20 protein-coding genes are annotated in these 21,630 nt (G+C 43.5%); 12 read left to right on the forward strand and 8 right to left on the reverse strand.

Annotation, left to right across the window (positions count from 1 at the left end):
• The 3 genes from dnaA to recF are packed head-to-tail and all read left to right on the forward strand — an operon-like array spanning position 1 to position 3,553.
• The gene (gene dnaA / locus J5X96_RS00005; protein ID WP_209363444.1) at positions 1 to 1,362 is read left to right on the forward strand and encodes a chromosomal replication initiator protein DnaA; all 1,362 of its coding nucleotides are present in this window, start codon (positions 1 to 3) and stop codon (positions 1,360 to 1,362) included.
• Between the two features lie 10 nt (positions 1,363 to 1,372).
• Positions 1,373 to 2,473, forward strand: coding sequence for a DNA polymerase III subunit beta (gene dnaN, locus J5X96_RS00010; RefSeq protein ID WP_209363446.1), 1,101 nt, complete (start codon positions 1,373 to 1,375; stop codon positions 2,471 to 2,473).
• Between the two features lie 3 nt (positions 2,474 to 2,476).
• Positions 2,477 to 3,553 (forward strand): DNA replication/repair protein RecF, encoded by a 1,077-nt coding sequence (gene recF / locus J5X96_RS00015; protein WP_209363448.1) that lies wholly within the window; start codon positions 2,477 to 2,479, stop codon positions 3,551 to 3,553.
• Between the two features lie 45 nt (positions 3,554 to 3,598).
• On the opposite strand, the gene J5X96_RS00020 is transcribed toward recF, so the two are convergent.
• Positions 3,599 to 4,354, reverse strand: a complete 756-nt coding sequence (locus J5X96_RS00020) for a class I SAM-dependent methyltransferase (protein ID WP_209363450.1) — start codon at positions 4,352 to 4,354, stop codon at positions 3,599 to 3,601.
• Positions 4,355 to 4,532: 178 nt separating this feature from the next.
• Between J5X96_RS00020 and sodC the strand changes: the two genes are divergently transcribed.
• A complete protein-coding gene (gene sodC, locus J5X96_RS00025) occupies positions 4,533 to 5,102 on the forward strand; it encodes a superoxide dismutase family protein (RefSeq protein WP_209363452.1) in 570 nt (189 codons plus the stop codon).
• 352 nt (positions 5,103 to 5,454) lie between these two features.
• Here sodC and J5X96_RS00030 read toward each other — a convergent pair whose 3' ends face one another.
• From J5X96_RS00030 to rimO, 3 genes are all read right to left on the reverse strand, one after another.
• Complete coding sequence (locus tag J5X96_RS00030; protein ID WP_021616303.1) at positions 5,455 to 5,673, reverse strand: YdcH family protein; 219 nt, start codon at positions 5,671 to 5,673, stop codon at positions 5,455 to 5,457.
• Between the two features lie 127 nt (positions 5,674 to 5,800).
• Positions 5,801 to 6,274, reverse strand: coding sequence for a low molecular weight protein-tyrosine-phosphatase (locus J5X96_RS00035; protein WP_209363454.1), 474 nt, complete (start codon positions 6,272 to 6,274; stop codon positions 5,801 to 5,803).
• A 60-nt stretch (positions 6,275 to 6,334) separates the two neighbouring features.
• Positions 6,335 to 7,666, reverse strand: a complete 1,332-nt coding sequence (gene rimO / locus J5X96_RS00040; protein WP_209363456.1) for a 30S ribosomal protein S12 methylthiotransferase RimO — start codon at positions 7,664 to 7,666, stop codon at positions 6,335 to 6,337.
• A gap of 215 nt (positions 7,667 to 7,881) precedes the next feature.
• On the opposite strand from rimO, the gene J5X96_RS00045 reads away from it, so the two are divergent.
• Both J5X96_RS00045 and J5X96_RS00050 read left to right on the forward strand, forming a co-directional pair.
• Positions 7,882 to 8,166, forward strand: coding sequence for an alternative ribosome-rescue factor A (locus J5X96_RS00045; protein WP_209363458.1), 285 nt, complete (start codon positions 7,882 to 7,884; stop codon positions 8,164 to 8,166).
• 16 nt (positions 8,167 to 8,182) lie between these two features.
• On the forward strand, positions 8,183 to 8,479 hold the full coding sequence (locus J5X96_RS00050) for a DUF5377 family protein (protein WP_245193495.1): 297 nt from the start codon (positions 8,183 to 8,185) through the stop codon (positions 8,477 to 8,479).
• 115 nt (positions 8,480 to 8,594) lie between these two features.
• Here J5X96_RS00050 and mglC read toward each other — a convergent pair whose 3' ends face one another.
• The 4 genes from mglC to J5X96_RS00070 form a co-directional block, all read right to left on the reverse strand.
• The gene (gene mglC / locus J5X96_RS00055; RefSeq protein ID WP_021616308.1) at positions 8,595 to 9,605 is read right to left on the reverse strand and encodes a galactose/methyl galactoside ABC transporter permease MglC; all 1,011 of its coding nucleotides are present in this window, start codon (positions 9,603 to 9,605) and stop codon (positions 8,595 to 8,597) included.
• A gap of 18 nt (positions 9,606 to 9,623) precedes the next feature.
• Entirely contained in the window at positions 9,624 to 11,156 is a 1,533-nt protein-coding gene (mglA, locus tag J5X96_RS00060) for a galactose/methyl galactoside ABC transporter ATP-binding protein MglA (RefSeq protein WP_371812525.1), read from the reverse strand.
• 73 nt (positions 11,157 to 11,229) lie between these two features.
• The gene (gene mglB / locus J5X96_RS00065) at positions 11,230 to 12,222 is read right to left on the reverse strand and encodes a galactose/glucose ABC transporter substrate-binding protein MglB (RefSeq protein WP_021616310.1); all 993 of its coding nucleotides are present in this window, start codon (positions 12,220 to 12,222) and stop codon (positions 11,230 to 11,232) included.
• Positions 12,223 to 12,445: 223 nt separating this feature from the next.
• Positions 12,446 to 13,459, reverse strand: a complete 1,014-nt coding sequence (locus tag J5X96_RS00070; protein WP_209363462.1) for a substrate-binding domain-containing protein — start codon at positions 13,457 to 13,459, stop codon at positions 12,446 to 12,448.
• A gap of 243 nt (positions 13,460 to 13,702) precedes the next feature.
• Here J5X96_RS00070 and galT point away from each other — a divergent pair, with 243 nt between their 5' ends.
• From galT to relA, 6 genes are all read left to right on the forward strand, one after another.
• A complete protein-coding gene (gene galT, locus J5X96_RS00075) occupies positions 13,703 to 14,746 on the forward strand; it encodes a galactose-1-phosphate uridylyltransferase (protein WP_209363464.1) in 1,044 nt (347 codons plus the stop codon).
• Between the two features lie 221 nt (positions 14,747 to 14,967).
• Positions 14,968 to 16,122, forward strand: coding sequence for a galactokinase (gene galK / locus J5X96_RS00080; RefSeq protein WP_209363466.1), 1,155 nt, complete (start codon positions 14,968 to 14,970; stop codon positions 16,120 to 16,122).
• The gene (gene galM / locus J5X96_RS00085; protein ID WP_209363468.1) at positions 16,116 to 17,147 is read left to right on the forward strand and encodes a galactose-1-epimerase; all 1,032 of its coding nucleotides are present in this window, start codon (positions 16,116 to 16,118) and stop codon (positions 17,145 to 17,147) included. The genes galK and galM overlap by 7 nt, the downstream gene beginning before the upstream one ends.
• 186 nt (positions 17,148 to 17,333) lie before the next feature.
• Positions 17,334 to 18,047 (forward strand): DNA repair protein RecO, encoded by a 714-nt coding sequence (gene recO / locus J5X96_RS00090; RefSeq protein ID WP_209364704.1) that lies wholly within the window; start codon positions 17,334 to 17,336, stop codon positions 18,045 to 18,047.
• Between the two features lies 1 nt (position 18,048).
• Entirely contained in the window at positions 18,049 to 19,365 is a 1,317-nt protein-coding gene (gene rlmD / locus J5X96_RS00095; protein ID WP_209363476.1) for a 23S rRNA (uracil(1939)-C(5))-methyltransferase RlmD, read from the forward strand.
• A 9-nt stretch (positions 19,366 to 19,374) separates the two neighbouring features.
• Complete coding sequence (gene relA, locus J5X96_RS00100) at positions 19,375 to 21,603, forward strand: GTP diphosphokinase (RefSeq protein ID WP_209363478.1); 2,229 nt, start codon at positions 19,375 to 19,377, stop codon at positions 21,601 to 21,603.
• Positions 21,604 to 21,630: the final 27 nt, after the last annotated feature.

Consider the following 21,630-nt stretch of genomic DNA (forward strand, 5'->3'; position numbering starts at 1 on the left):
GTGGAAAACCGGTCTGATGCACTTTGGCAAAGCTGTTTGTTACAAATTCAAGATAAAATTCCTGCAGACGATTTCAAAATTTGGCTTTATCCGTTGCAAGCAGAGGCAACGGCTGAGAGCCTTTTGCTTTATGCGTCAAATGCCTTTGTGCAAAAATGGGTGATCGATAATTACCTGCCATTAATTCTAGATGTTGCCCGTCAAGCTAGCGCAAACCCAAATCTCAATGTATCTGTTATTGAAGGCATTAAACCCACTGCACCAAAAGTAGAGAAACCTACGAAAAAACAAAGTGCGGTCGGTTTTTCGGAAGAAAAAAACACCAGTAAAACACCTTACAATTCCAACCTAAATACCAAATTAGTTTTCGAAAATTTTGTTGAGGGGAAATCCAACCAACTGGCGCGCGCAGTGGCGCAAAAGGTCGCAGATAATCCCGGCGAACAAACCGCTAATCCGCTCTTTTTATATGGCGGTACAGGCTTAGGTAAAACCCACTTATTGCATGCTATCGGCAACGGTATTATTGCCAACAATCCGGAGGCGCGCGTGGTGTATATTCATTCTGAGCGCTTCGTTCAACAGGTTGTGGCTTATATTCGCGATAACAAAATGGAAGAGTTTAAAAAATTCTACCGATCTTTAGATGCGTTGTTAGTGGATGATATTCAATTTTTCAGCGATAAAGAAAAAACCCAAGAAGAATTTTTCCATATTTTCAATACCTTATTTGAACGTGGTCGCCAAATCATTTTGACTTCAGACCGTTATCCACGAGAAATTGAAAAAATTGAAGAACGCCTAAAATCTCGTTTTGGCTGGGGACTGACAACCGCCATTGAACCGCCTGATCTTGAAACCCGTGTTGCCATTTTGATGAAAAAAGCGGAAGAAAATAACGTGAATTTACCCCACGATGTGGCGTTTTTCATCGGTCAAAAATTACGCACCAATGTGCGAGAATTGGAAGGCGCCTTAAATCGAGTGAAAGCCATGCAGGAATTTAAAGGTGAACCGATTACTATCGATTTTGTGCGTGAAACCCTGAAAGATATGTTGGCACTGCAAGATAAGTTAGTCACGGTTGACAATATTCAAAAAGTGGTGGCGGAATACTACCGCATTAAAGTCTCCGATTTAAAATCAAAAAACCGCTCCCGCTCAGTGGCTCGTCCGCGCCAAGTGGCAATGGCGTTAGCAAAAGAATTGACCAACCGCAGCCTGCCGGAAATCGGTAAGTCTTTCGGGGATCGCGATCATACGACAGTATTACACGCGTGTCGTAAAGTCGTTGAATTACGGGAATCCGAGCTGGATATCCAAGAAGATTGGGCTAATTTAATTCGAATTTTATCCGTATAGGAGTCACCAAATGCAATTTATTATTTCCCGCGAAAATTTATTGAAACCGTTGCAACAAGTGTGTGGCGTATTAAATAGTCGCCCGAATATTCCCGTGTTAAATAACGTCTTATTACACATTGAGAATCATCAATTAACCATTACCGGCACGGATTTAGAAGTGGAGCTTTCCACCAAAACACCATTGCTTCATGCCGAACAAGATGGCAAATTCACCATGCCGGCAAAGAAATTCTTAGATATTTGCCGTAGTTTGCCGGAGAATGCGGAAATTACCGTCACATTTGAAGAAGATCGCGCCATTGTGCGTTCTGATCGCAGTAAGTTTAATTTATCCACGTTACCCGCGGAAGATTATCCGAATCTCACGGATTGGCAATCAGAAGTGGATTTCACCCTTGAGCAAGCGACACTACGCCGTTTAATTGAAGCCACTCAATTTTCCATGGCAAATCAAGACGCGCGCTATTTCTTAAATGGTATGAAATTTGAAACGGAAGGTAATTTATTACGCACCGTTGCAACCGATGGGCACCGTTTGGCGGTTTGTACTATTCCATTAGAACAAGATTTACAAACCCATTCGGTGATTTTACCGCGTAAAGGCGTGTTAGAACTGGCTCGTTTGTTGGAACCAAGCGATCAACCGGCGCGTTTGCAAATCGGTACCAATAACCTGCGCATTCAATTAAACAATATTACATTCACATCAAAACTTATTGATGGTCGTTTCCCTGATTACCGTCGTGTGTTGCCACGCAACGCCACCCGCATCGTTGAAGCCGGTTGGGAAACCTTAAAACAAGCCTTTGTACGCGCGGCAATTTTATCTAACGAACGTTTCCGTAGCGTACGCTTACAACTTAGTGAAAACCAACTGAAAATCACCGCCACCAACCCGGAACAAGAAGTGGCAGAAGAAATTATCGATGTCTCTTACAGTGGCGAAGAAATGGAAGTGGGCTTTAACGTCAGCTATATTCTTGATGTATTGAATGCGTTGAAATGCAATCAAGTGCGTATGCGCTTAACCGATGCTTCTTCCAGCTGCTTAATTGAAGATTGTGAAGACGCCAGCGCAGAATATGTGATTATGCCGATGCGCTTATAATCTATGGCGATTTCACGTTTAACCGTTGAAAATTTTCGTAATTTACAAGCCGTGGATCTGGAATTAGATCACGGCTTTAACTTTTTGGTTGGCAACAACGGTAGCGGCAAAACCAGCTTATTGGAAGCCATTTTCTATTTAGGTCACGGACGCTCTTTTAAAAGTGCGGTCAGTAATCGGATTATTTCTTACGATCAACCGCACTTTACCCTCTTTGGGCAAATTCAAGAACAGCAACATCAATGGTCGGTAGGTTTACAAAAGCTACGCCAAGGCAACACGCTCGTGAAAATCAATGGCGAAGACGGCAATAAAATTTCCGACCTCGCACACTTATTGCCCATGCAAATCATCACGCCGGAAGGTTTAAATTTGCTCAACGGCGGCCCTAGCTATCGCCGCGCCTTTCTTGATTGGGGCTTATTTCATCATCACGTGAGTTTTTATAACCTGTGGGCGAGTTTAAGCCGTTTACTCAAACAACGAAATGCCGCCTTACAGCAAATTTCCGGTTATCAACAAATGAAAATTTGGGATGTGGAATTAGTCAAACTTGCTGAGCAGGTAAGTCTGCTCAGAGCCGAATATGCGCAGGCCCTACAACTGGAAATTGAACAAACCTGCCGTTTATTCCTGCCGGAACTCGACATTAGCGCGAGTTTTCATCAAGGCTGGGAAAAAGAACAAAGCTACGCAGAATTGCTAGAGCGTAATTTCCAGCGGGATCGTGCATTAGGCTATACGGTTTCCGGTCCGCAAAAAGCCGATTTTCGCTTTAAAGCCAATGGATTGCCGGTGGAAGATATTTTATCGCGTGGTCAGCTGAAATTATTAATGTGTGCATTACGTTTGGCTCAGGGTGAACATTTGATGCAACAAAAACAGCGCCATTGTATTTTCCTCATTGATGACTTTGCCTCCGAGTTGGATCAAACTAAACGCAGTCTTCTCGCTGAACGCCTACAAAACAGCGGCTCACAAGTTTTTGTCACCGCCATTACACAAAACCAGCTCAAAGAAATGCAACCGAAAAAGCACCGTACTTTTAAGATCGAGTCAGGCAAAATTGAATCATTATAAAAGAAATTAGCCTCCAGTTTGGGAGGCTAATCTCAAGAAAGTAGATCACTTCTGACTACAAACCGCAATAAAATGCAATTTATGCTCAGGGTCATTAAAGGTGCTAAACATTTTCTTAAACTGCTCACGATTTTCCGCTTTCATGGCATTTTTAATGATTTTCAGTGTACCTAACACGCCTTCGTCATAGATCATGCCTTTTGGCGACAACAGTGTCATCTCACCGGAAAAGGTTTCAATATTACGAAAACCACTGTCTAAAAATACTTGTTTCCACCCCTCTTTGGTTAATGGCGTGACCGTCACATTGATGGCATTGCGCATATTTTCCAAAATGGTTTTATGGTCATCCCCTACTAACATCACATCATGAGTCAGCAAAAAGCCACCCGGTTTCAATACGCGAAAATATTCGGCAACGGCCTTCATTTTGGCTTCAACAGGCAACATGGTGAGCATCGCCTCATTAATCACAATGTCAAACGTATTATCTTCAAAAGGCAATTTCATCGCATTGGCACGTTGCACATGGATTTTATCCTGTAAATTATTCGCAGCAATATTGGCTCTAGCTTTTTCCAAGGCGTTTTCATCTAAATCAACACCTTCAATCCGGCAACCATATTGTTTTGCCAAGCCAATGGCGGTGGTGCACATATTGCAGGCCACTTCGAGGACTTTTTTATCTTTATTAAAATCACCGCTTGCAATCAACCAATCGGTGGCTTTACGACCGCCAGGGCGCAAACGGGTTTTACCTAAACGTGCCAAAAAATTATGACCGACTTCTTCTTTAGCCATCTGATTTCTCCTAAATAAAATAGCAGTGATGCCTATTATAAATAAATCTCATTTCGATTAAAGAAAAAAGATAAAAAATTCAAATGTCGTTGATAGTCAATAACATTCTAAAAATGCTCGATTTATGCCTTATTTTAGTTAGAATATAAGAGATCTTTAACATAAAAGGAGTACATAAATGAAATTTAAAACGCTCTTAGCCGTAAGCATCAGCGCAATCTGTGCGAGCGCTGTCGCCAATGCGCATGAACACAAACACGACCATATGGCACCTACCGGTGCTTCCATTGAAGTGAAAGTACAACAACTTGATCCGGTAAACGGTAATAAAGATGTGGGGACCGTTACCATTACTGAATCCAATTACGGTTTAGTGTTTACCCCGAATTTGCAAGGATTAAGCGAAGGATTACATGGTTTCCATATTCATGAAAATCCAAGTTGTGAACCAAAAGAAAAAGAAGGAAAACTCACTGCGGGCTTAGGCGCTGGCGGTCACTGGGATCCTAAAGGCACAAAACAACATGGCTATCCATGGCAAGATGACGCCCATTTAGGGGATCTACCGGCATTAACCGTATTACATGATGGCACAGCCACCAATCCGGTTCTTGCGCCACGCCTTAAACACCTTGATGAGGTTCGTGGTCATTCCATCATGATCCATGCCGGTGGCGACAATCACTCTGATCACCCAGCACCACTTGGCGGTGGCGGTGCACGTATGGCATGTGGTGTAATTAAATAAGCCAACGACGAAACACTAAAAGTGCGGTGGAAAATAATTAAGAATTGAATCCGCCCACGAAAAACGAGACAATAAAATTAAGGACTGACAACGATATTACATCGAAATCAGTCCTTTTTATTTCTGTTGAAGTGAGCTGCGATATAATCACTTAACGTAATCCTAACAACCTCAGTGCTTGTCTTTCTTACATTAATTAAGCGCCATCATGCACGTTCCACATTAGATTCCGTGCCGTGGCGCTTAAATCTTACTTAAGACACATTGGCACAATGAGCCTTATCGTGCCGCAGTCAGCGATAAATTACTGAGTTTTTGACCGCACTTTACACGTGCATTCTCTGCCATTAACTTATTTTGCGTCAGCCTTTTTCAACACTTCGTACATGGCATCTTTTAAGCGTAATTTTTCCTTCTTCAACAATTCCACTTCATTGTGCGTGCCCAATTCAATATTGGATTCGATGTTTTTAATACGTTGATCGAGCTCATTATGTTTATCAAACAAATTGGCAAAATGTGCATCTTCAGTTTTAAGTTTAGTAATTAGATCTCTAAATTCAGGAAACATAGTGGAAATACCTCATATCAAGTTTTGATTCGACATAACGACTGTTATGTTAGGGTTATAGTAGCAAATCTCACCGGAAATAAATGTGCGAGAGATCACAAAATAAGTGTATAACGTATAACGCTTACTACAATCTGTGTTCTTGCTTAATTTTATCTAACAACGCATCGCAACACGCATCTAATAATTCATAGGTTTGATTGAAATTTTTGGTAAACCACGGATCCGGAATGTGATCGATGCCTAAATCTGGGCAAAGTGCGGTGATTTGAAACAGTTTTTCCGGATGATGTCCAAATAGTGTTTCCAAATCCCGTAGATTCTCATTGTCCATAGCAATGAGATAATCAAAATCTGCCCAATCTTTTGACCGCACTTTGCGACTGACAAAATCGTTCGACGCGATTTTATGTTGATCCAGGATGTCCGCCGTGCCACAGTGCATGCCTTCACCGTCATGCCAGCCGGAGGTACCGGCGCTGGCAGTAAAAATTTTATCTTGCAAATGGGCTTGTTTAATTTTTTCCCGCATTAAATATTCCGCCATCGGGGAACGACAAATATTGCCTAAACAAACGAAAAGGATGTTGATTGGTTGCATTCTTTTTCTCTCTCTAAAGTCATAAAAAAATCCTCATGGCGAGGATTTTTGTTGAAGGAATTAACAGGTTCCCCATAAATCGTATTCATCGGCATCCGTAATCTGCACAGAAATAACGTCGCCAATATTGACCGCACTTTGGCTTTGATTATCTACATAGACCAAGCCATCAATTTCCGGCGCATCCGCCATGGAACGACCAATAATGCCTTCTTCGTTGATTTCATCCACAATGACTTTCAACGTTTTGCCGATTTTTTGTTGTAAACGGGCGGCGGAAATAGCTTGTTGGAGTTGCATGAAACGATGATAACGTTCTTCTTTCACGTCTTCCGGTACTTGATCCGGCATCTCTGTCGCCGGCGCACCTTCTACCGGACTGAATTTGAAACAACCCACGCGATCTAACTGGGCTTCTTTCAAGAAATCCAACAGCATTTGGAAATCTTCTTCCGTTTCCCCCGGGAAGCCAACGATAAAGGTGGAGCGTAAGGTTAATTCCGGGCAAATTTCACGCCAAGCTTTAATGCGCTCTAAAGTGCGGTCGATTTTGCCGGGTCTTTTCATGGCTTTCAGGATTTTCGGGCTGGCGTGTTGCAATGGAATGTCCAAATAAGGCAACAGCTTGCCTTCCGCCATCAGTGGAATCAATTCGTCCACGTGCGGATACGGATAAACATAGTGCAAGCGAACCCAAATGCCCAAATTGCCTAATTGGCGACACAAGCTGATTAAATTGTTTTTAATTGGCATGCCGTTCCAGAAGACGGTTTTGTTTTGGTTTTCTTTGGTTTGGTCTAAGGCATAAGCGGAGGTGTCTTGGGAAACGATTAACAGCTCTTTTACGCCGGCATCCACCAAACGTTTAGCTTCATCCAAGACTTGAGTAATCGGACGGCTATCTAAATCGCCACGCATAGACGGGATAATACAGAAAGTGCAACGATGATCGCAGCCTTCAGAAATTTTTAAATAGGCGTAATGTTTTGGCGTGAGTTTCACACCTTGCGCCGGTAGCAGGCTTTCATATGGATTATAGGCCGGTTTCGGTACATATTTTTGCACCTGGTTCATCACGGTTTCATAACTGTGTGGGCCGCTGATTTCCAACACTTTTGGATGCACTTGGCGAATTTGATCTTCTTTTGCACCAAGGCAGCCGGTCACAATTACTTTACCGTTTTCTTCTAACGCTTCGCCAATGGCTTCCAAAGATTCTTGTACGGCGCTGTCAATAAAGCCACAGGTGTTCACGATCACTAAATCAGCATTTTCATAGCTCGGAATAATGTTATAACCGTTGGAACGTAATTCCGTCAGAATACGTTCTGAATCCACTAAATTTTTGGGACAACCAAGGCTGACAAAGCCGATGTTTGGGGTAGAACTCATAAATTTTCTCAAAAAGTCTATCGCGGGTAATAAAAAAGGGGCTAATTCTACCTTTTTTTGTACAAAAAGGCGACAGTGAAATGCCAATAAAAATTGGGTTTTCGCGTTTCGCTTTCCGTGCAACAGCTTTTCATTTCAGCGGAATCCGCTATAATGTGTGCCGTTTTTTAGCCCTTAAAAAACACATTATATTTTCATTCACAAGAGGAAGAATCATGGCAAAACAAAAACATGCCTTGCAGACACCGCCTCAACATTCGCAAGGAACAATGACCTATCAGCATCAGCGCGGTGTGATTAAAGAGAATGCAATTCAAGCGTTATTACACGATAAACTCTTTCGCCAACGCATTGAACGAAATAAGAAAGGCAAAGGCAGCTATCAACGTCAAGCGAAACACGCGAATCGTTATTACGAAAAGCCCGATAATAAGATTTCTATGATAAGAGATTTTATTATCGGGCTTTTTTCTATTCGTAAAGTTTATGTAATGTATTGATATGAATGAGGTTATTATGACAGTGAAAACAGAAATTTTATTTAACAACACATGGAACGTCAGAATCAGCGATCCGGGCGAAGAAGGGGCGAAAAGCCACTTTTTTGAGACCATTTATGTGACCTTAGAAGCGCACATCAACGGCAATGAAACAAACTATACCTTTACCCGCAAAGTGGAAGACCAAATTAAAATTAAAAAAGACTTCACCGATTTGGATGAATTGTTCATTTATTTGAGTGAGCAAATTTCTCCGGTAGCATTGGGGCATTTGGGGATTAAAATCGGCAATTTAGGGCTGGTAAAAGATTAACTGATAAAAAAAGAAACCCGATATTACATCGGGTTTCTTTTTATGCCATCGAACCATAACATATAAAGTGCGGTCGTTTTTTATGGCGTTTTTTAACGTTTCATGAATCGGAAGATTATTTTTTCTTCGCGTATTTCAAGGAGTCGATAGCCACAGCCAGGATGATGATGCTACCTTTGATGATGTATTGCCAATAAGGGTTTACACCGATATACGTCAAACCATAGTTAATGACGGTGAAGATGATTACCCCAGTAATCACACCGATAACCGTACCCACACCACCAGCGAAAGACACACCGCCTACCACGCAGGCTGCGATAGCATCCAATTCATACATGAAACCGAGGTTATTGGTTGCTGAACCGATACGGCCGGCTTCCAACATACCACCGAACGCATAGAACATACCGGCAATCATATAGATGACAACAAGGTTACGAGCAACGTTTACACCGGAAACTTTTGCCGCTTCAGGGTTACCACCAATAGCAAAAATGTTTTTACCAAAGCGTGTTTTATTCCACATCACCCACACACCGAAAGCACAAATAGCAGCATAAATGGTGATATAGGAAAGCTTAAACGAACCTAGACGGATAAAGCCTTGTGCAAAGGTGGAGAAGTTTTCGCTGAAACCGGCGATAGGGGAGCCGCCTACGGCATCGTAATAAAGGGAGTTGAAACCGTAAACGATAATCATAGTACCCATGGTGGCGATAAACGGCGTTACGTTTAAGTAAGCGATAACCAAACCATTGACTAAACCAATGACTGCACCCACAGCACAAACAGCAAGGATAACTACCGGAATTGGAATTTCACCGAGGTCAGGGAAAACACGGTTCATGTTTTCCATGGATTGCAACATGGTCGCGGAGATTACCGCGGCGAGACCAACCTGACGACCGGCAGACAAGTCGGTACCTTGAGTGACCAATAAGCCAGCAACCCCAAGAGCGATGATTAAACGCACGGAGGATTGGGTCAGAATGTTACTGAAGTTAACCAAGTTAAGAAATGTCGGATCTTGTGCGATGATGATGCCAAGTAAAATCAACAACACAAAATAAATCGCATTTTGTTTTAGGAAATCGAATGATTTATTTTTTTCTAAGGCACTCATAATTTGTTCCTTTGTTATTTATAAATATTTTGCGGCAAGTTGCAAAATTTCTTCTTGAGAGGTTTTTGCCGTTTCAACGATACCGGCAACTTTACCGTTACTCATGACGAGAATGCGGTCGGTTACCCCAAGGAGTTCAGGCATTTCGGAAGAAATCATGATGATGCCTTTATCCTTTTTCGCCAGTTCCTGAATTAATTGGTAAATTTCAAATTTTGCACCGATATCGATCCCGCGGGTCGGTTCGTCCAACATCAGAATCTCCGGTTGGGTTAATAACCAACGACCGATGATGACTTTTTGTTGGTTACCGCCGGAAAGTGAGCCAATCGTTGTTTTGTGCGATGGCGTTTTGACATTCATGGAATCAATAACCCATTGTGTGTCACTGTTCATTTTCTTATTACTGAGCAATTTCCAAGGGGTTAAATAAGATTTCATGTTGGAAATCAACGAGTTGAACTCAATGCTTAAGTTAGAGTAAATCCCTGTTGAACGACGTTCTTCGGTCACGAGCGCAAAACCATTATTGATTGCCTCAAGTGCGGTGTGATTTTTTACTATTTTTCCGTTGAGTTTAATCGTGCCACTTTTCAGTTCACGCACGCCGAAAATGGCTTCAACAATATCTGTACGTTTCGCGCCGACGAGACCTGCAATCCCTAAAATTTCCCCTTTACGTAAATTGAAAGACACATTTTGAATAGAAGGTTGGTTTAACGCTGTCAGGTTTTCCACTTCTAAGGTGATTTCTTTTGGAACGTTAGTTTTTTCCGGGAAACGTTGAGTCAGTTCACGGCCCACCATCATGGACACAATTTGATCCATAGTTGTGCCTTTCACCGGGATAGTGTTAATCCATTTGCCATCGCGTAGAATAGTGATTTCATCACAAATTTTGAAGATTTCGTCCATTTTGTGAGAAATATAAATAATGCCACAACCGCGATCTTTTAATTTTTGAATGATTTTAAACAGATGTTCCACTTCTTTTTCGGAAAGTGAGGATGTTGGTTCATCCATAATCACGATTTTCGCGTTGTAAGAAAACGCTTTCGCGATTTCGATCATCTGCATTTGTGAAACAGAAAGTTTGGCGACTTTTTCTCTTGGATCAACATCAATGTCCAATTCATCAAAAATCGCTTTGGTATCACGGTACATTTTTGCGTGATCCACAAAAGGCCCTTTCAGCGGGTAACGACCTAGCCACAGGTTATCCATGACGCTGGTTTGGCGCACAAGGTTAAGTTCTTGGTGCACCATGGAAATGCCGTTTTCTAAAGCTTCTTTTGAGGTTTTAAAATTCACGGGTTTGCCTAAAAACAAGATTTCACCTTCGTCTTTAGCGTAAATGCCGAACAAGCATTTTAACAACGTGGATTTACCCGCACCGTTTTCCCCCATCAATGCGTGTACAGAATGCGAACGGACGCTTAAGTTTGCGTGATCTAAGGCTTTTACGCCCGGAAAGGACTTGCTGACATTAGTCATGGTAAGCAGGACTTCGCCATTTTGGCTTCCGCTTTGACTGTGAATTTGTTCTGTCATATCCAACCTCATAAATAAAGGGGAAGGGACATAAGTGTTGTCCTACGCTTCCCCTTACATTAATAAAACAAATTTATTTTAAGAATTCAGATAAGTTATCTTTATCTACGCCCACATAAGGAACACGTACCACACGGTCTTTAAGTTCCCATTTGGTGCCTTCAGTTGCCGGTTTGCCGTTCGCTAAGTTATTCGATAACTCAACAACTGCTTTACCTTGGTTTACACCGTCATTTAACACCGTACCGGCAAGTTCACCTTTCTTGATAAGTTGTAATGCTTCAGGTAGTGCGTCAACACCGAAGATTGGTAATTTTTTACCGTGTGCTTTGGTTGCTTCTAATGCGCCTAATGCCATACCGTCATTGTTAGAAATGATCACTTCAATGTCATTTGCTTTAGAGCTGGACAACCAGGCATCCACTTTATCTTTCGCTAAGGCTGCATCCCACATACCGGTATCAATGAAGAGTTGTTCGGTTTGGATACCTTGTGCATTTAATTGTTCAATCACATATTTGGTACGTGCTTCTGCATCCGGGTGACCCGGTTCGCCTTTCAATAAAACGTATTGGATTTTACCGTCTTTGTTTAAGTCTAATGCCGGCATGGCTTTCCATTGTTTGGCAATTAAGTCACCTTGGATAATACCGGATTCTTTCGGATCGGTACCGACAAAGTAAGCGTTATCATAAGAAGCGATTGCTTTTGCACCCGGGTCTTTGTTGAAGAACACAACAGGAATATTGTCCGGTTTTGCTTTACCAATGATGGTTGGTGCAGCAGATGGGTCAACTAAGTTGATCGCTAACGCTTTTACGCCTTTTGAAAGTAATACGTCAACTTGGTCGTTTTGAATAGACTGTGCGTTTTGAGAGTCATTCATTAATAATTTCACGTCTTTTAATTGATCTGCGTCTTTTTGAATTTCTTTACGCATCAAAGACATAAAGTTGTCGTCATATTTATAGATTGTCACACCGATACGGGTTTCTGCTTGTGCTGCACTGATGCCGGCACCGAAAGCTACGGCTAAAGCAACTGCACTTAATACGGTTTTTTTCATAATGCATGTTCTCCATTCATTGTGGGTATAAATAATAAGAGGGCTTTGTTTCAGTGATAATTCATTAAAGCATTATTATCAATCATCTTACCTTTTTACACTGCAATCGCTACTCGGGTAATTGGCGGTAAGGATACCTTGTTTTTTGGTGAAAGAATGTGATCATATTCACATTTATGAAAACGATTACATCTTTTCGCTTAAAAATAATGCAGTTTTAATCCTATTTTTCCCGTGCTTCTCTATTTGCTACTGAAAAACGTCTGACTAATGTTGGATTAAATTGCGGATTAATAGGCATAGATAAGCTTTTATCCACCAAGCTTAACGCCAGTTTTGCGGCATAATTTGCCATAAGATCAATAGGATAGCGAATGGTTGTGAGTTTTGGCACCAAATAACGTGCAATCGGCATATCATCAAAACCAATAATAGAGAATTGTTTCGGCACGTTAATATTGTTTTCATTAAGGACGGATAGCGCACCTGCCGCCATAGAATCATTGTAGGCAACGACTGCTGTTAAATTATCGTTATAACTCAATAAGTTAATCATGGCCTCCTCCCCGCCCTCAAAATCCGGTGTGCTATGCACAATGGCATTTTCGACAATGGGGAGCCCCTGTTCTGTAAGCGCATTCAAATAACCTTGTTTACGCTCAGCTTCGTCGTTAATTCTATGGTTCGAACCAATATAACCGATATGGCGATGCCCTGCGTTAATCAGCGTATTGGTCGCAATATAGGTGCCTTTTTGATTATCCAAGCCAACACAACGGGATTCATAACCTTTAATACAGCGGTTGATAATCACCATGCCCGGCACACTTTCTAAATAATCTGCTAAAGTTTGATCGTCTAACGCCTTGGAATGCACGACCAAACAATGGCAACGTTTACGCAGCAGGGTATCAATGGCCTCTTTTTCCTTCTCCGCCTGGTGGTAGCCCATACCAATCAAAATATTTTTGCCATGTTCCATGGCGACGTGATCGACCGCTTTCACTAAAATCGCAAAAAAAGCGTCCGTTACATCGGTCACCACGACACCTAATGTATCAGAACTTTGCGAAGCCAAAGCTTGCGCATTGGCATTCGGACGGTAGCCTAATTGCTCAATCGCATTCAGTACAGCGGCGCGGGTGTGTTCTTTTGCACAAGGATGGTTATTTAATACCCTAGAGACCGTCGCGACAGAAACACCGGCTTGTTTTGCCACATCACGAATCGTAACCATGCAGCCCCCTTTCTAGATAAAAATGAAAACAACGGAAATAATAATCGGAAAAAAGATTTTTTGGAAACGCTTACTTTTAAAAGTGTTGTCTCTGTCACAGTTTTTCTAATAGCCTGATTGCTTGAATAAAAAGAAATGCATTTTTGTGATCTTGATAACAGTTTAATTTGTGAAATATGCTATTTTATGTCATATTTTTGTAATCGTTTTCATAAATTAAATACAACCGAACAGAGGTACATTATGACAACTGTTTTTGAACCTACCGATCATCCGCACCGCAGATATAATCCGTTAACCGACCAATGGGTTTTAGTTTCTCCTCATCGCGCTAAACGTCCATGGCAAGGACAACAAGAGAAAGTCAATGAAGAACAAAAGCCAAGTCACGATCCGAATTGCTATCTTTGCCCGCGTAATAAACGCATTACCGGTGAACCGAATCCCGATTATCACAAACCTTATGTGTTTAAAAACGACTTCTCCGCGCTGTTAGAAGACACACCGGCACCACAGCAGAATGACAATCCGTTATTCCAAAGCTCGCAAGCGCGCGGGGAAAGTCGCGTGATTTGTTTTTCGCCGGATCACAGTAAAACGTTGCCATTATTGACCGCACTTGAGATCGAAGAAGTCATTAAAGTCTGGCAGGAACAGCTCCGTGAACTCGGTCAAAAATACCAATGGGTTCAAATCTTTGAAAACAAAGGCGCAGCGATGGGCTGTTCTAACCCACATCCACACGGACAAATTTGGGCAAACAGTTTTTTACCGAATGAAGTGGCGAGAGAAGATAAAGCACAACGTCAATATTATGAGAAACACGGCTCCGTGCTGTTAGTGGATTATGCTCAACAAGAATTGGAACGCAAAGAACGCATCGTTGTGGAGACAGAACATTGGATTGCCGTGGTGCCGTATTGGGCGGTTTGGCCGTTTGAAACGTTGTTGTTGCCAAAAGCACAGGTTAAACGCTTAACGGAATTAACTGACGCGCAAGCGAAAGATTTATCGGTGATATTGAAAAAACTCACGACCAAATACGACAACTTATTTGAAACCTCTTTCCCGTATTCCATGGGGTTCCACGCTGCACCGTTTAACGGCGAAGAAAACAACCATTGGCAATTGCACGCCCATTTCTACCCGCCGCTTTTACGCTCCGCTACCGTTCGCAAGTTTATGGTGGGCTATGAAATGCTCGGCGAAAGCCAACGTGATTTAACGGCAGAACAAGCAGCAGAAAGACTGCGTGAGTTGAGTGAAATTCACTATAAACTGAAATAATGCGCCCAATTCCCCTCTTTAGCAAAGAGGGGTTAGGGGAGATTTACTCGCTTCGCTCGCACTTCGTGCCGTTGCTAAAGCAACGTTCAAACGCAAGCGTTTGTGGCAGAAGCTATACCAACCTCATACGAAATTTAAATATCACAATTAAATCTCCCCCTGCCCCTCTTTACAAAAGAGGGGAGTGGTTTGAGAGATATGACAAAGAGAAAGGAAATAACATGACCCCAATCCAAAAATCCCAACACATTTTCCCCCAAAAATATAACAAACAACCTGAATTGACCGTGTATGCGCCGGGTCGCGTTAATATCATCGGCGAACATACCGACTACAACGATGGCTTTGTGATGCCATGTGCGATTAACTATGGCACGGCGATTGCCGGAACGAAACGCAACGATCATGTTTGGAATGTGTATGCCGCTGATTTGGATTTGTCTGATGAGTTTTCACTCGATAAAGAAATCCCTCAAAGTGAACAAAAATGGGCGAATTATGTACGTGGTGTGGTGAAATTCATTCAGGAACGTTGTCCTGATTTTAAACAAGGGGCGGATTTGGTGATTTCCGGTAACGTGCCGCATTCTTCCGGCTTGAGTTCTTCTGCTGCGTTAGAAGTGGCAACAGGAAAATTCTGTCAGCAGCTGAGCGATTTGCCTTTAAGCCATACAGACATTGCACTTATCGGGCAAAAAGCAGAAAACAAATTTGTTGGTGCCAACTGTGGCAATATGGATCAGCTAATTTCTGCGCTCGGGCAACAAGATCACTTGTTGATGATTGACTGCCGTAGCCTTGAGACCCAACCAACACCTGTGCCGCACGATGTGGCGGTGATTATCGTGAATTCGAATGTGCCGCATGATTTGGTCACCGGCGAATACAACACCCGCCGTCAGCAATGTGAACGTGCAGCGGCATTTTTCGGCGTGAAAGCCCTGCGTGATGTGTCTGTGGCACAGTTTAAAGAAAGAGAAGCAGAATTGACCGCACTTGATCCGCTGGTGGCAAAACGCGCCCGCCATGTGGTGACAGAAAATCAGCGCGTATTAGATGCGGTAGACGCCTTGAAACATAATGACTTAACTCGTCTTGGCGAATTAATGGGGCAGTCGCATGATTCCATGCGCGACGATTTTGAAATCACCGTGCCACAAATTGACTACTTAGTGGAATTGGCACAGTTGGTCATCGGTAAACAGGGTGGTGCACGCATGACAGGAGGGGGCTTCGGCGGTTGTATTGTTGCCCTTGCACCACACGATAAAGTAGAAGCCGTACGCAAAATCGTGGCAGACAATTACGAAAAACAAACAGGCTTGAAAGAAGACTTTTATGTTTGCACGGCTTCACAAGGAGTGCGTGTATGCTAGAACAACACGCCCAAGGCACTGCGCCGGACGGTTTGCCGTTTCAGCTTTTCACGTTGCAAAATGCGCAAGGAATGCGTGTGCAATTTACCGATTGGGGCGCAACGTGGACGTCTTGTCGCGTGCCGGTCAACGGAGAATTGCGTGAAGTCTTGCTGGGTTGCAAATTGGAAGAGTATTCCGTTCAGCAAGCCTATTTAGGCGCAAGTGTCGGGCGTTATGCCAATCGCATTGCCAATGCGCAATTTACGTTTAATGATAAAACCGTGACCTTAACCGCCAATCAAGGAAAGCACCAACTTCACGGCGGCGTAAACGGCTTTGATAAACGCCGTTGGACATTAGAAAAGTGCGGTGAAAATTTCGTGTGTTTTTCCTTACATTCCGCCGACGGCGATCAAGGCTTTCCCGGCAATGTGGATGTGACAGTGACTTACACCTTAACGGAAGAAAATTCGGTCATAATTGAGTATGCCGGTAAAAGCGATCAGGATACGGCATTGAATTTAACTAACCATGCTTATTTCAATTTAGAAAATGCCGAGCTGGGGACAGATGTTCGCCATCACCGCTTGCGCTTGAATGCGGATTTCTATTTGCCGGTAAATAGCGAAGGGATTCCAAATTCGCCGTTAAAACACGTTATCGGCACCAGTTTTGATTTTCGCGTTGCCAAGCCGATTCAACAGGATTTTCTGCAAGGCGAACAGCTTGCCACCAAAGGCTACGATCATTCTTTTGTCGTCAACAAAGCCTGGCAAAAACCTTGTGTTTTGCTCAGTTCACCGAATGACGATTTGCATTTGGAAGTGTTGACTTCGCAAGCGGCATTGCAGGTTTACACCGGCAATTTTCTCGCCGGCACACCCACTCGACATGGTACACAATATGCCGATTACAGTGGCGTTGCGTTGGAAACCCAATGTCTTCCGGACACGCCAAATCACCCGGAATGGCAAAATTACGGCGGTATTGTAAAAGTCGACAGTGAGTATTATCAATGGACGGAATATTGCTTTAAGGCATAGCAAGGCTGGCGATCGTGGCTTGTGAAAAATGGGCCGCGATCTTAGCTTGAGTGTTCTTTCCACATTTTGTGTCAGCCATGCCGTCATCCCATTTCCTTTTCTTCTAAAATCGCCTACAAAATCCCACAAAGTGCGGTGGGAAATCTGCTAAAATAAACACCGGTTTTTTATCGACGAAAGGGCGACATCATCGAAAATTGGCAACGCGGTTTCGTACTACATCGCAAATCTTACAGCGAAACCAGTTTATTGGTAGATTTACTAACAGAAGATTTCGGGCGTATCAGCGTATTGGCAAAAGGCGCACGGGCAAAGCGTTCCATGCTAAAAGGCGTGCTACAACCCTTTACGCCGCTCCTGCTACGTTGGAGCGGTCGCGGTGATCTGAAAATTCTCACCAAAGCAGAACCTGCTGCCATTGCCTTACCCTTACAAAATGTCGCCTTATGCAGTGGCTTTTATTTAAACGAACTCATTTGCCGTGTATTGGAACCGGAAACAGCCTATCCGCAATTGTTCCAACACTATTTGCAATGTTTAACGCGATTAGCCGTATCACAAACCCACGTGGAACCTGCGCTACGCACCTTTGAATTTCAACTTTTGCGCACCTTAGGCTATGGCATTGATTTCACTCATTGCGCAGGTTCAGGTAAAGCCGTGGAAGCGGACATGACCTATCGTTACCGCGAAGAAAAAGGCTTTATTGCTTCCTTAATCAAAGATAATTTAACCTTTTACGGACGCGAATTATTGGCCTTTGAGCAAACCCAATTTGATGATCCTGCCGTGTTATCGGCAGCCAAACGCTTCACGCGCATTGCATTAAAACCCTATTTAGGCGACAAACCCTTGAAAAGTCGAGAATTATTCACCCAACACAGCTTATATTCAAAATAACATGGCATTACTTTACAGCGACAACAAACCAAAGAAAAAGACCGCAAATTTCACCGCACACATTCTTGATTTAGATTATCAAGGCTTAGGTGTGGCTAAAATCAACGGCAAAACCTGGTTTATTGAAAACGCGTTGCCGCAAGAAAGCGTAGAGGTTCGCGTATTGGAAGAAAAACGCCAATATGGTCAAGGCGTAGCACAGCGTATTTTACACCCAAGTCCTCAGCGCCAGACTCCTCCATGCGTTTATTTTGAACAATGCGGGGGGTGCCAAAATCAACACATTCCTATTGAATTACAACGTTCTGCCAAGCAAACCGCATTGGTTCAACGCCTATCCCGTTTACAGCCGGAACCCATTCATTTCATGCCGTTATTGCAAGGCGAGCCTTGGCATTACCGTCGTCGGGCACGTTTAAGCGTATTATTTGACAGCAAAAACCGTAAGCTGAATATCGGCTTACGGCGTAAAAATTCACAGCAAATCATTCCGATTGAACATTGCTTGGTGCTGGAACAGCCGCTGAATGATTTATTACCCAAACTGACCGCACTTTTCGAGCAATGGACAACACCACAACAACTGGGGCATATTGAACTTGTTGCGGCAGACAATGGCATCGCCATGTTATTGCGCCATGTAAAAAACATCGATGAAACCGACCGCACTTTATTGCTGCAATTTGCCGAACAACACCAACTCATGTTATTTGTACAAGAACATGACAGCATTGAACATTGGTATGGCGAACAGCCTTATTACCGTTTGGGTGATGACATCACGTTGCAATTTGATATTCGCGATTTCATTCAAATTAATGCACAATTAAACCGTCAAATGATCGCAACAGCGTTAGACTGGTTGGAGCTTAATCCACAGGATCATGTGTTAGATTTATTCTGTGGTATGGGCAACTTCACCTTACCGCTGAGTCGCAAAGTAAAAAGTGCGGTAGGCATTGAAGGCGTTTCTGCGATGGTGGAAAAAGCCCGCGCCAATGCCGAACGAAACGGTTGTCATAATGTCCAATTTTACCGGACCGATTTGGATAAACCCTTTATCAGTCAACCGTGGGCGCAGCAACCCTTCAATAAAATTTTGCTCGACCCACCACGCACAGGGGCAGCATTTGCTTTAAATGCGCTCTGTCAGTTACAGGCTGAAAGCATTCTGTATGTTTCTTGCAATCCTGCAACACTCGTGCGAGATACGGAAATCTTGCGTGACGCAGGCTATCAATTGGATAAAGTCGCCATGATCGATATGTTCCCACAAACCGGTCATTTGGAGTCGATAAGTTTATTTCGAAAAAGATAAGGATTCATTATGGTCGCTGTGAGAGGATCTCATTTATTAAATCCTAAAGATTTTGAGATTGAAAAATGGTGCGCTAACTTGAATGTAGCGGAAAATGTCAAAGCCAATTTAATGACGGCGTGGCGTTATTCGCAACAGAAAATGACCTTGCGTGCCGAGCATCAGCAGGAAGAAGCCCATTTGCTGACGTTCGGCGTGGAAATGGTGGAAATCCTCAACAGCTTAAACATGGATGCCGATAGCTTGTTCACCGCCATGCTCTTCCCTATTGTCCGCGATCAACTGGTGGATTTAGCCCAAATCGAAGAAGATTTCGGCGCTAATATCAGCAAACTGGTACGCGGTGTTATCGAAATGGATAATATCCGCCAACTCAACATCACCCATTCTGCCAGCAGCTTGCAGGTGGATAACGTGCGCCGAATGTTGCTCGCCATGGTAGATGATTTCCGTTGTGTGATTATCAAATTAGCGGAGCGTATCGCCTTTTTGCGTGATGCCGAAAAAAATTACACGGAAGAAGAACGCGTTCTCGCCGCGAAAGAATGTGCCAATATTTACGCCCCACTTGCCAACCGCTTAGGCATCGGACAGCTCAAATGGGAACTGGAAGATTACTGTTTCCGTTATTTGCACCCAGAACAATATCGCGCCATCGCCAAATTATTAAAAGAACGTCGTCTTGACCGCGAACAATATATTGCCGATTTTGTCGCCGAACTTTCCGGTTATTTACAAGAAAACATCCCACAAGTGGAAGTGTACGGTCGCCCAAAACACATTTACAGTATTTGGCGAAAAATGCAGAAAAAGCACTTAGAGTTCATTGACTTATATGACGTCCGCGCGGTGCGCATCGTCGTGCAAAAATTACAAGATTGTTACACCGCACTTGGCATTGTGCACACCCATTTCAAACATCTGCCAAAAGAATTCGACGATTATGTTGCCAACCCAAAACCAAACGGCTACCAATCTATTCACACCGTGGTGTTGGGTAAAGGCGGCAAACCGATAGAAGTGCAAATTCGTACCCAACAAATGCACGATGATGCCGAACTTGGTGTTGCGGCACACTGGAAATACAAAGAAGGCGCCAGCGCCGGCCGTTCCGGTTACGAAGAAAAAATCGCATGGCTACGCAAACTCTTGGCGTGGCAAGATGATATTGCCGACTCCGGCGAAGTGATGGCGGAATTACGCAGCCAAGTATTCGATGATCGCGTGTATGTCTTTACGCCGAAAGGCGAAGTCGTGGATTTGCCTACAGGCTCAACACCACTCGATTTTGCCTACGCTATTCACAGTGAAATCGGCCACCGTTGTATCGGCGCCAAAGTGGGCGGACGCATTGTGCCGTTCACCTATCAGCTCCAAATGGGTGATCAGGTGGATATCATCACGCAGAAAAACCCGAACCCGAGTCGTGACTGGCTCAACCCGAATCTCGGCTTTACCCACACAGCAAAAGCCCGTGCAAAAATACACGCGTGGTTCAAAAAACAGGATCGTGATAAAAATATTCCGGCCGGCAAAGAATTGTTGGAAAGTGAAATCAACCGCTTGGGCATCAGCTTAAAACAAGTTGAACAACAAGCCTTGCCGCGTTACAACCTAAAAAATCTTGATGATTTATACGCGGGCATTGGCGGCGGTGATATTCGTATCGGGCCGTTAATCAACTTCCTGCAAAACAAATTCATCAAAATCTCCGCGCAGGAAGTGGATGAAGAAATCTTGCGTCACGTCAGCACCAAAAGTGCGGCCAACGCCCAACAAAAAACCGAACGCAAAGACTGCGTTATCGTCGAAGGCGTCGGCAACTTGATGCACCATATTGCCCGCTGCTGCCAACCGATTCCGGGCGACAGCATTGTGGGCTACATCACCATGGGGCGTGGTATTTCCATTCACCGTTGTGATTGCGAACAATTCCTTGAGCTACAAAGCGTTCACCCGGAACGTGTGGTGGAATCCCGTTGGGGCGACAATTATTCCAATGGCTTCCATCTCAACATTCGTATTGTGGCGTCAGATCGCAACGGCTTATTGCGCGACATCACCACCGTGCTGGCAAACGACAAAATCAGCGTACTCGGCGTGTCTTCCCGTACGGATACGAAGCGCCAAGTGGCAAACATTGACATGCAAATTGAACTCAACAACGTAGAAATGTTGAGTAAGATTCTATCCCGTTTAGAAAAACTGGATGATGTCATTGAAGCCAAACGCCTCTAATAACAATAAAGAAACAAAGGAAAACCT

The organism is Aggregatibacter sp. 2125159857 (assembly GCF_017798005.1).
Classification (GTDB): domain Bacteria; phylum Pseudomonadota; class Gammaproteobacteria; order Enterobacterales; family Pasteurellaceae; genus Aggregatibacter.

Bases quoted from the DNA above. Each gene is read 5' to 3' on its own strand.
- dnaN (WP_209363446.1), top strand. From the start codon at position 1,373: ATGCAATTTATTATTTCCCGCGAAAATTTATTGAAACCGTTGCAACAA.
- recF (WP_209363448.1), top strand. From the start codon at position 2,477: ATGGCGATTTCACGTTTAACCGTTGAAAATTTTCGTAATTTACAAGCC.
- J5X96_RS00020 (WP_209363450.1), bottom strand. From the start codon at position 4,354: ATGGCTAAAGAAGAAGTCGGTCATAATTTTTTGGCACGTTTAGGTAAA.
- sodC (WP_209363452.1), top strand. From the start codon at position 4,533: ATGAAATTTAAAACGCTCTTAGCCGTAAGCATCAGCGCAATCTGTGCG.
- J5X96_RS00030 (WP_021616303.1), bottom strand. From the start codon at position 5,673: ATGTTTCCTGAATTTAGAGATCTAATTACTAAACTTAAAACTGAAGAT.
- J5X96_RS00035 (WP_209363454.1), bottom strand. From the start codon at position 6,274: ATGCAACCAATCAACATCCTTTTCGTTTGTTTAGGCAATATTTGTCGT.
- rimO (WP_209363456.1), bottom strand. From the start codon at position 7,666: ATGAGTTCTACCCCAAACATCGGCTTTGTCAGCCTTGGTTGTCCCAAA.
- J5X96_RS00045 (WP_209363458.1), top strand. From the start codon at position 7,882: ATGGCAAAACAAAAACATGCCTTGCAGACACCGCCTCAACATTCGCAA.
- J5X96_RS00050 (WP_245193495.1), top strand. From the start codon at position 8,183: ATGACAGTGAAAACAGAAATTTTATTTAACAACACATGGAACGTCAGA.
- mglC (WP_021616308.1), bottom strand. From the start codon at position 9,605: ATGAGTGCCTTAGAAAAAAATAAATCATTCGATTTCCTAAAACAAAAT.
- mglA (WP_371812525.1), bottom strand. From the start codon at position 11,156: ATGACAGAACAAATTCACAGTCAAAGCGGAAGCCAAAATGGCGAAGTC.
- mglB (WP_021616310.1), bottom strand. From the start codon at position 12,222: ATGAAAAAAACCGTATTAAGTGCAGTTGCTTTAGCCGTAGCTTTCGGT.
- J5X96_RS00070 (WP_209363462.1), bottom strand. From the start codon at position 13,459: ATGGTTACGATTCGTGATGTGGCAAAACAAGCCGGTGTTTCTGTCGCG.
- galT (WP_209363464.1), top strand. From the start codon at position 13,703: ATGACAACTGTTTTTGAACCTACCGATCATCCGCACCGCAGATATAAT.
- galK (WP_209363466.1), top strand. From the start codon at position 14,968: ATGACCCCAATCCAAAAATCCCAACACATTTTCCCCCAAAAATATAAC.
- galM (WP_209363468.1), top strand. From the start codon at position 16,116: ATGCTAGAACAACACGCCCAAGGCACTGCGCCGGACGGTTTGCCGTTT.
- rlmD (WP_209363476.1), top strand. From the start codon at position 18,049: ATGGCATTACTTTACAGCGACAACAAACCAAAGAAAAAGACCGCAAAT.
- relA (WP_209363478.1), top strand. From the start codon at position 19,375: ATGGTCGCTGTGAGAGGATCTCATTTATTAAATCCTAAAGATTTTGAG.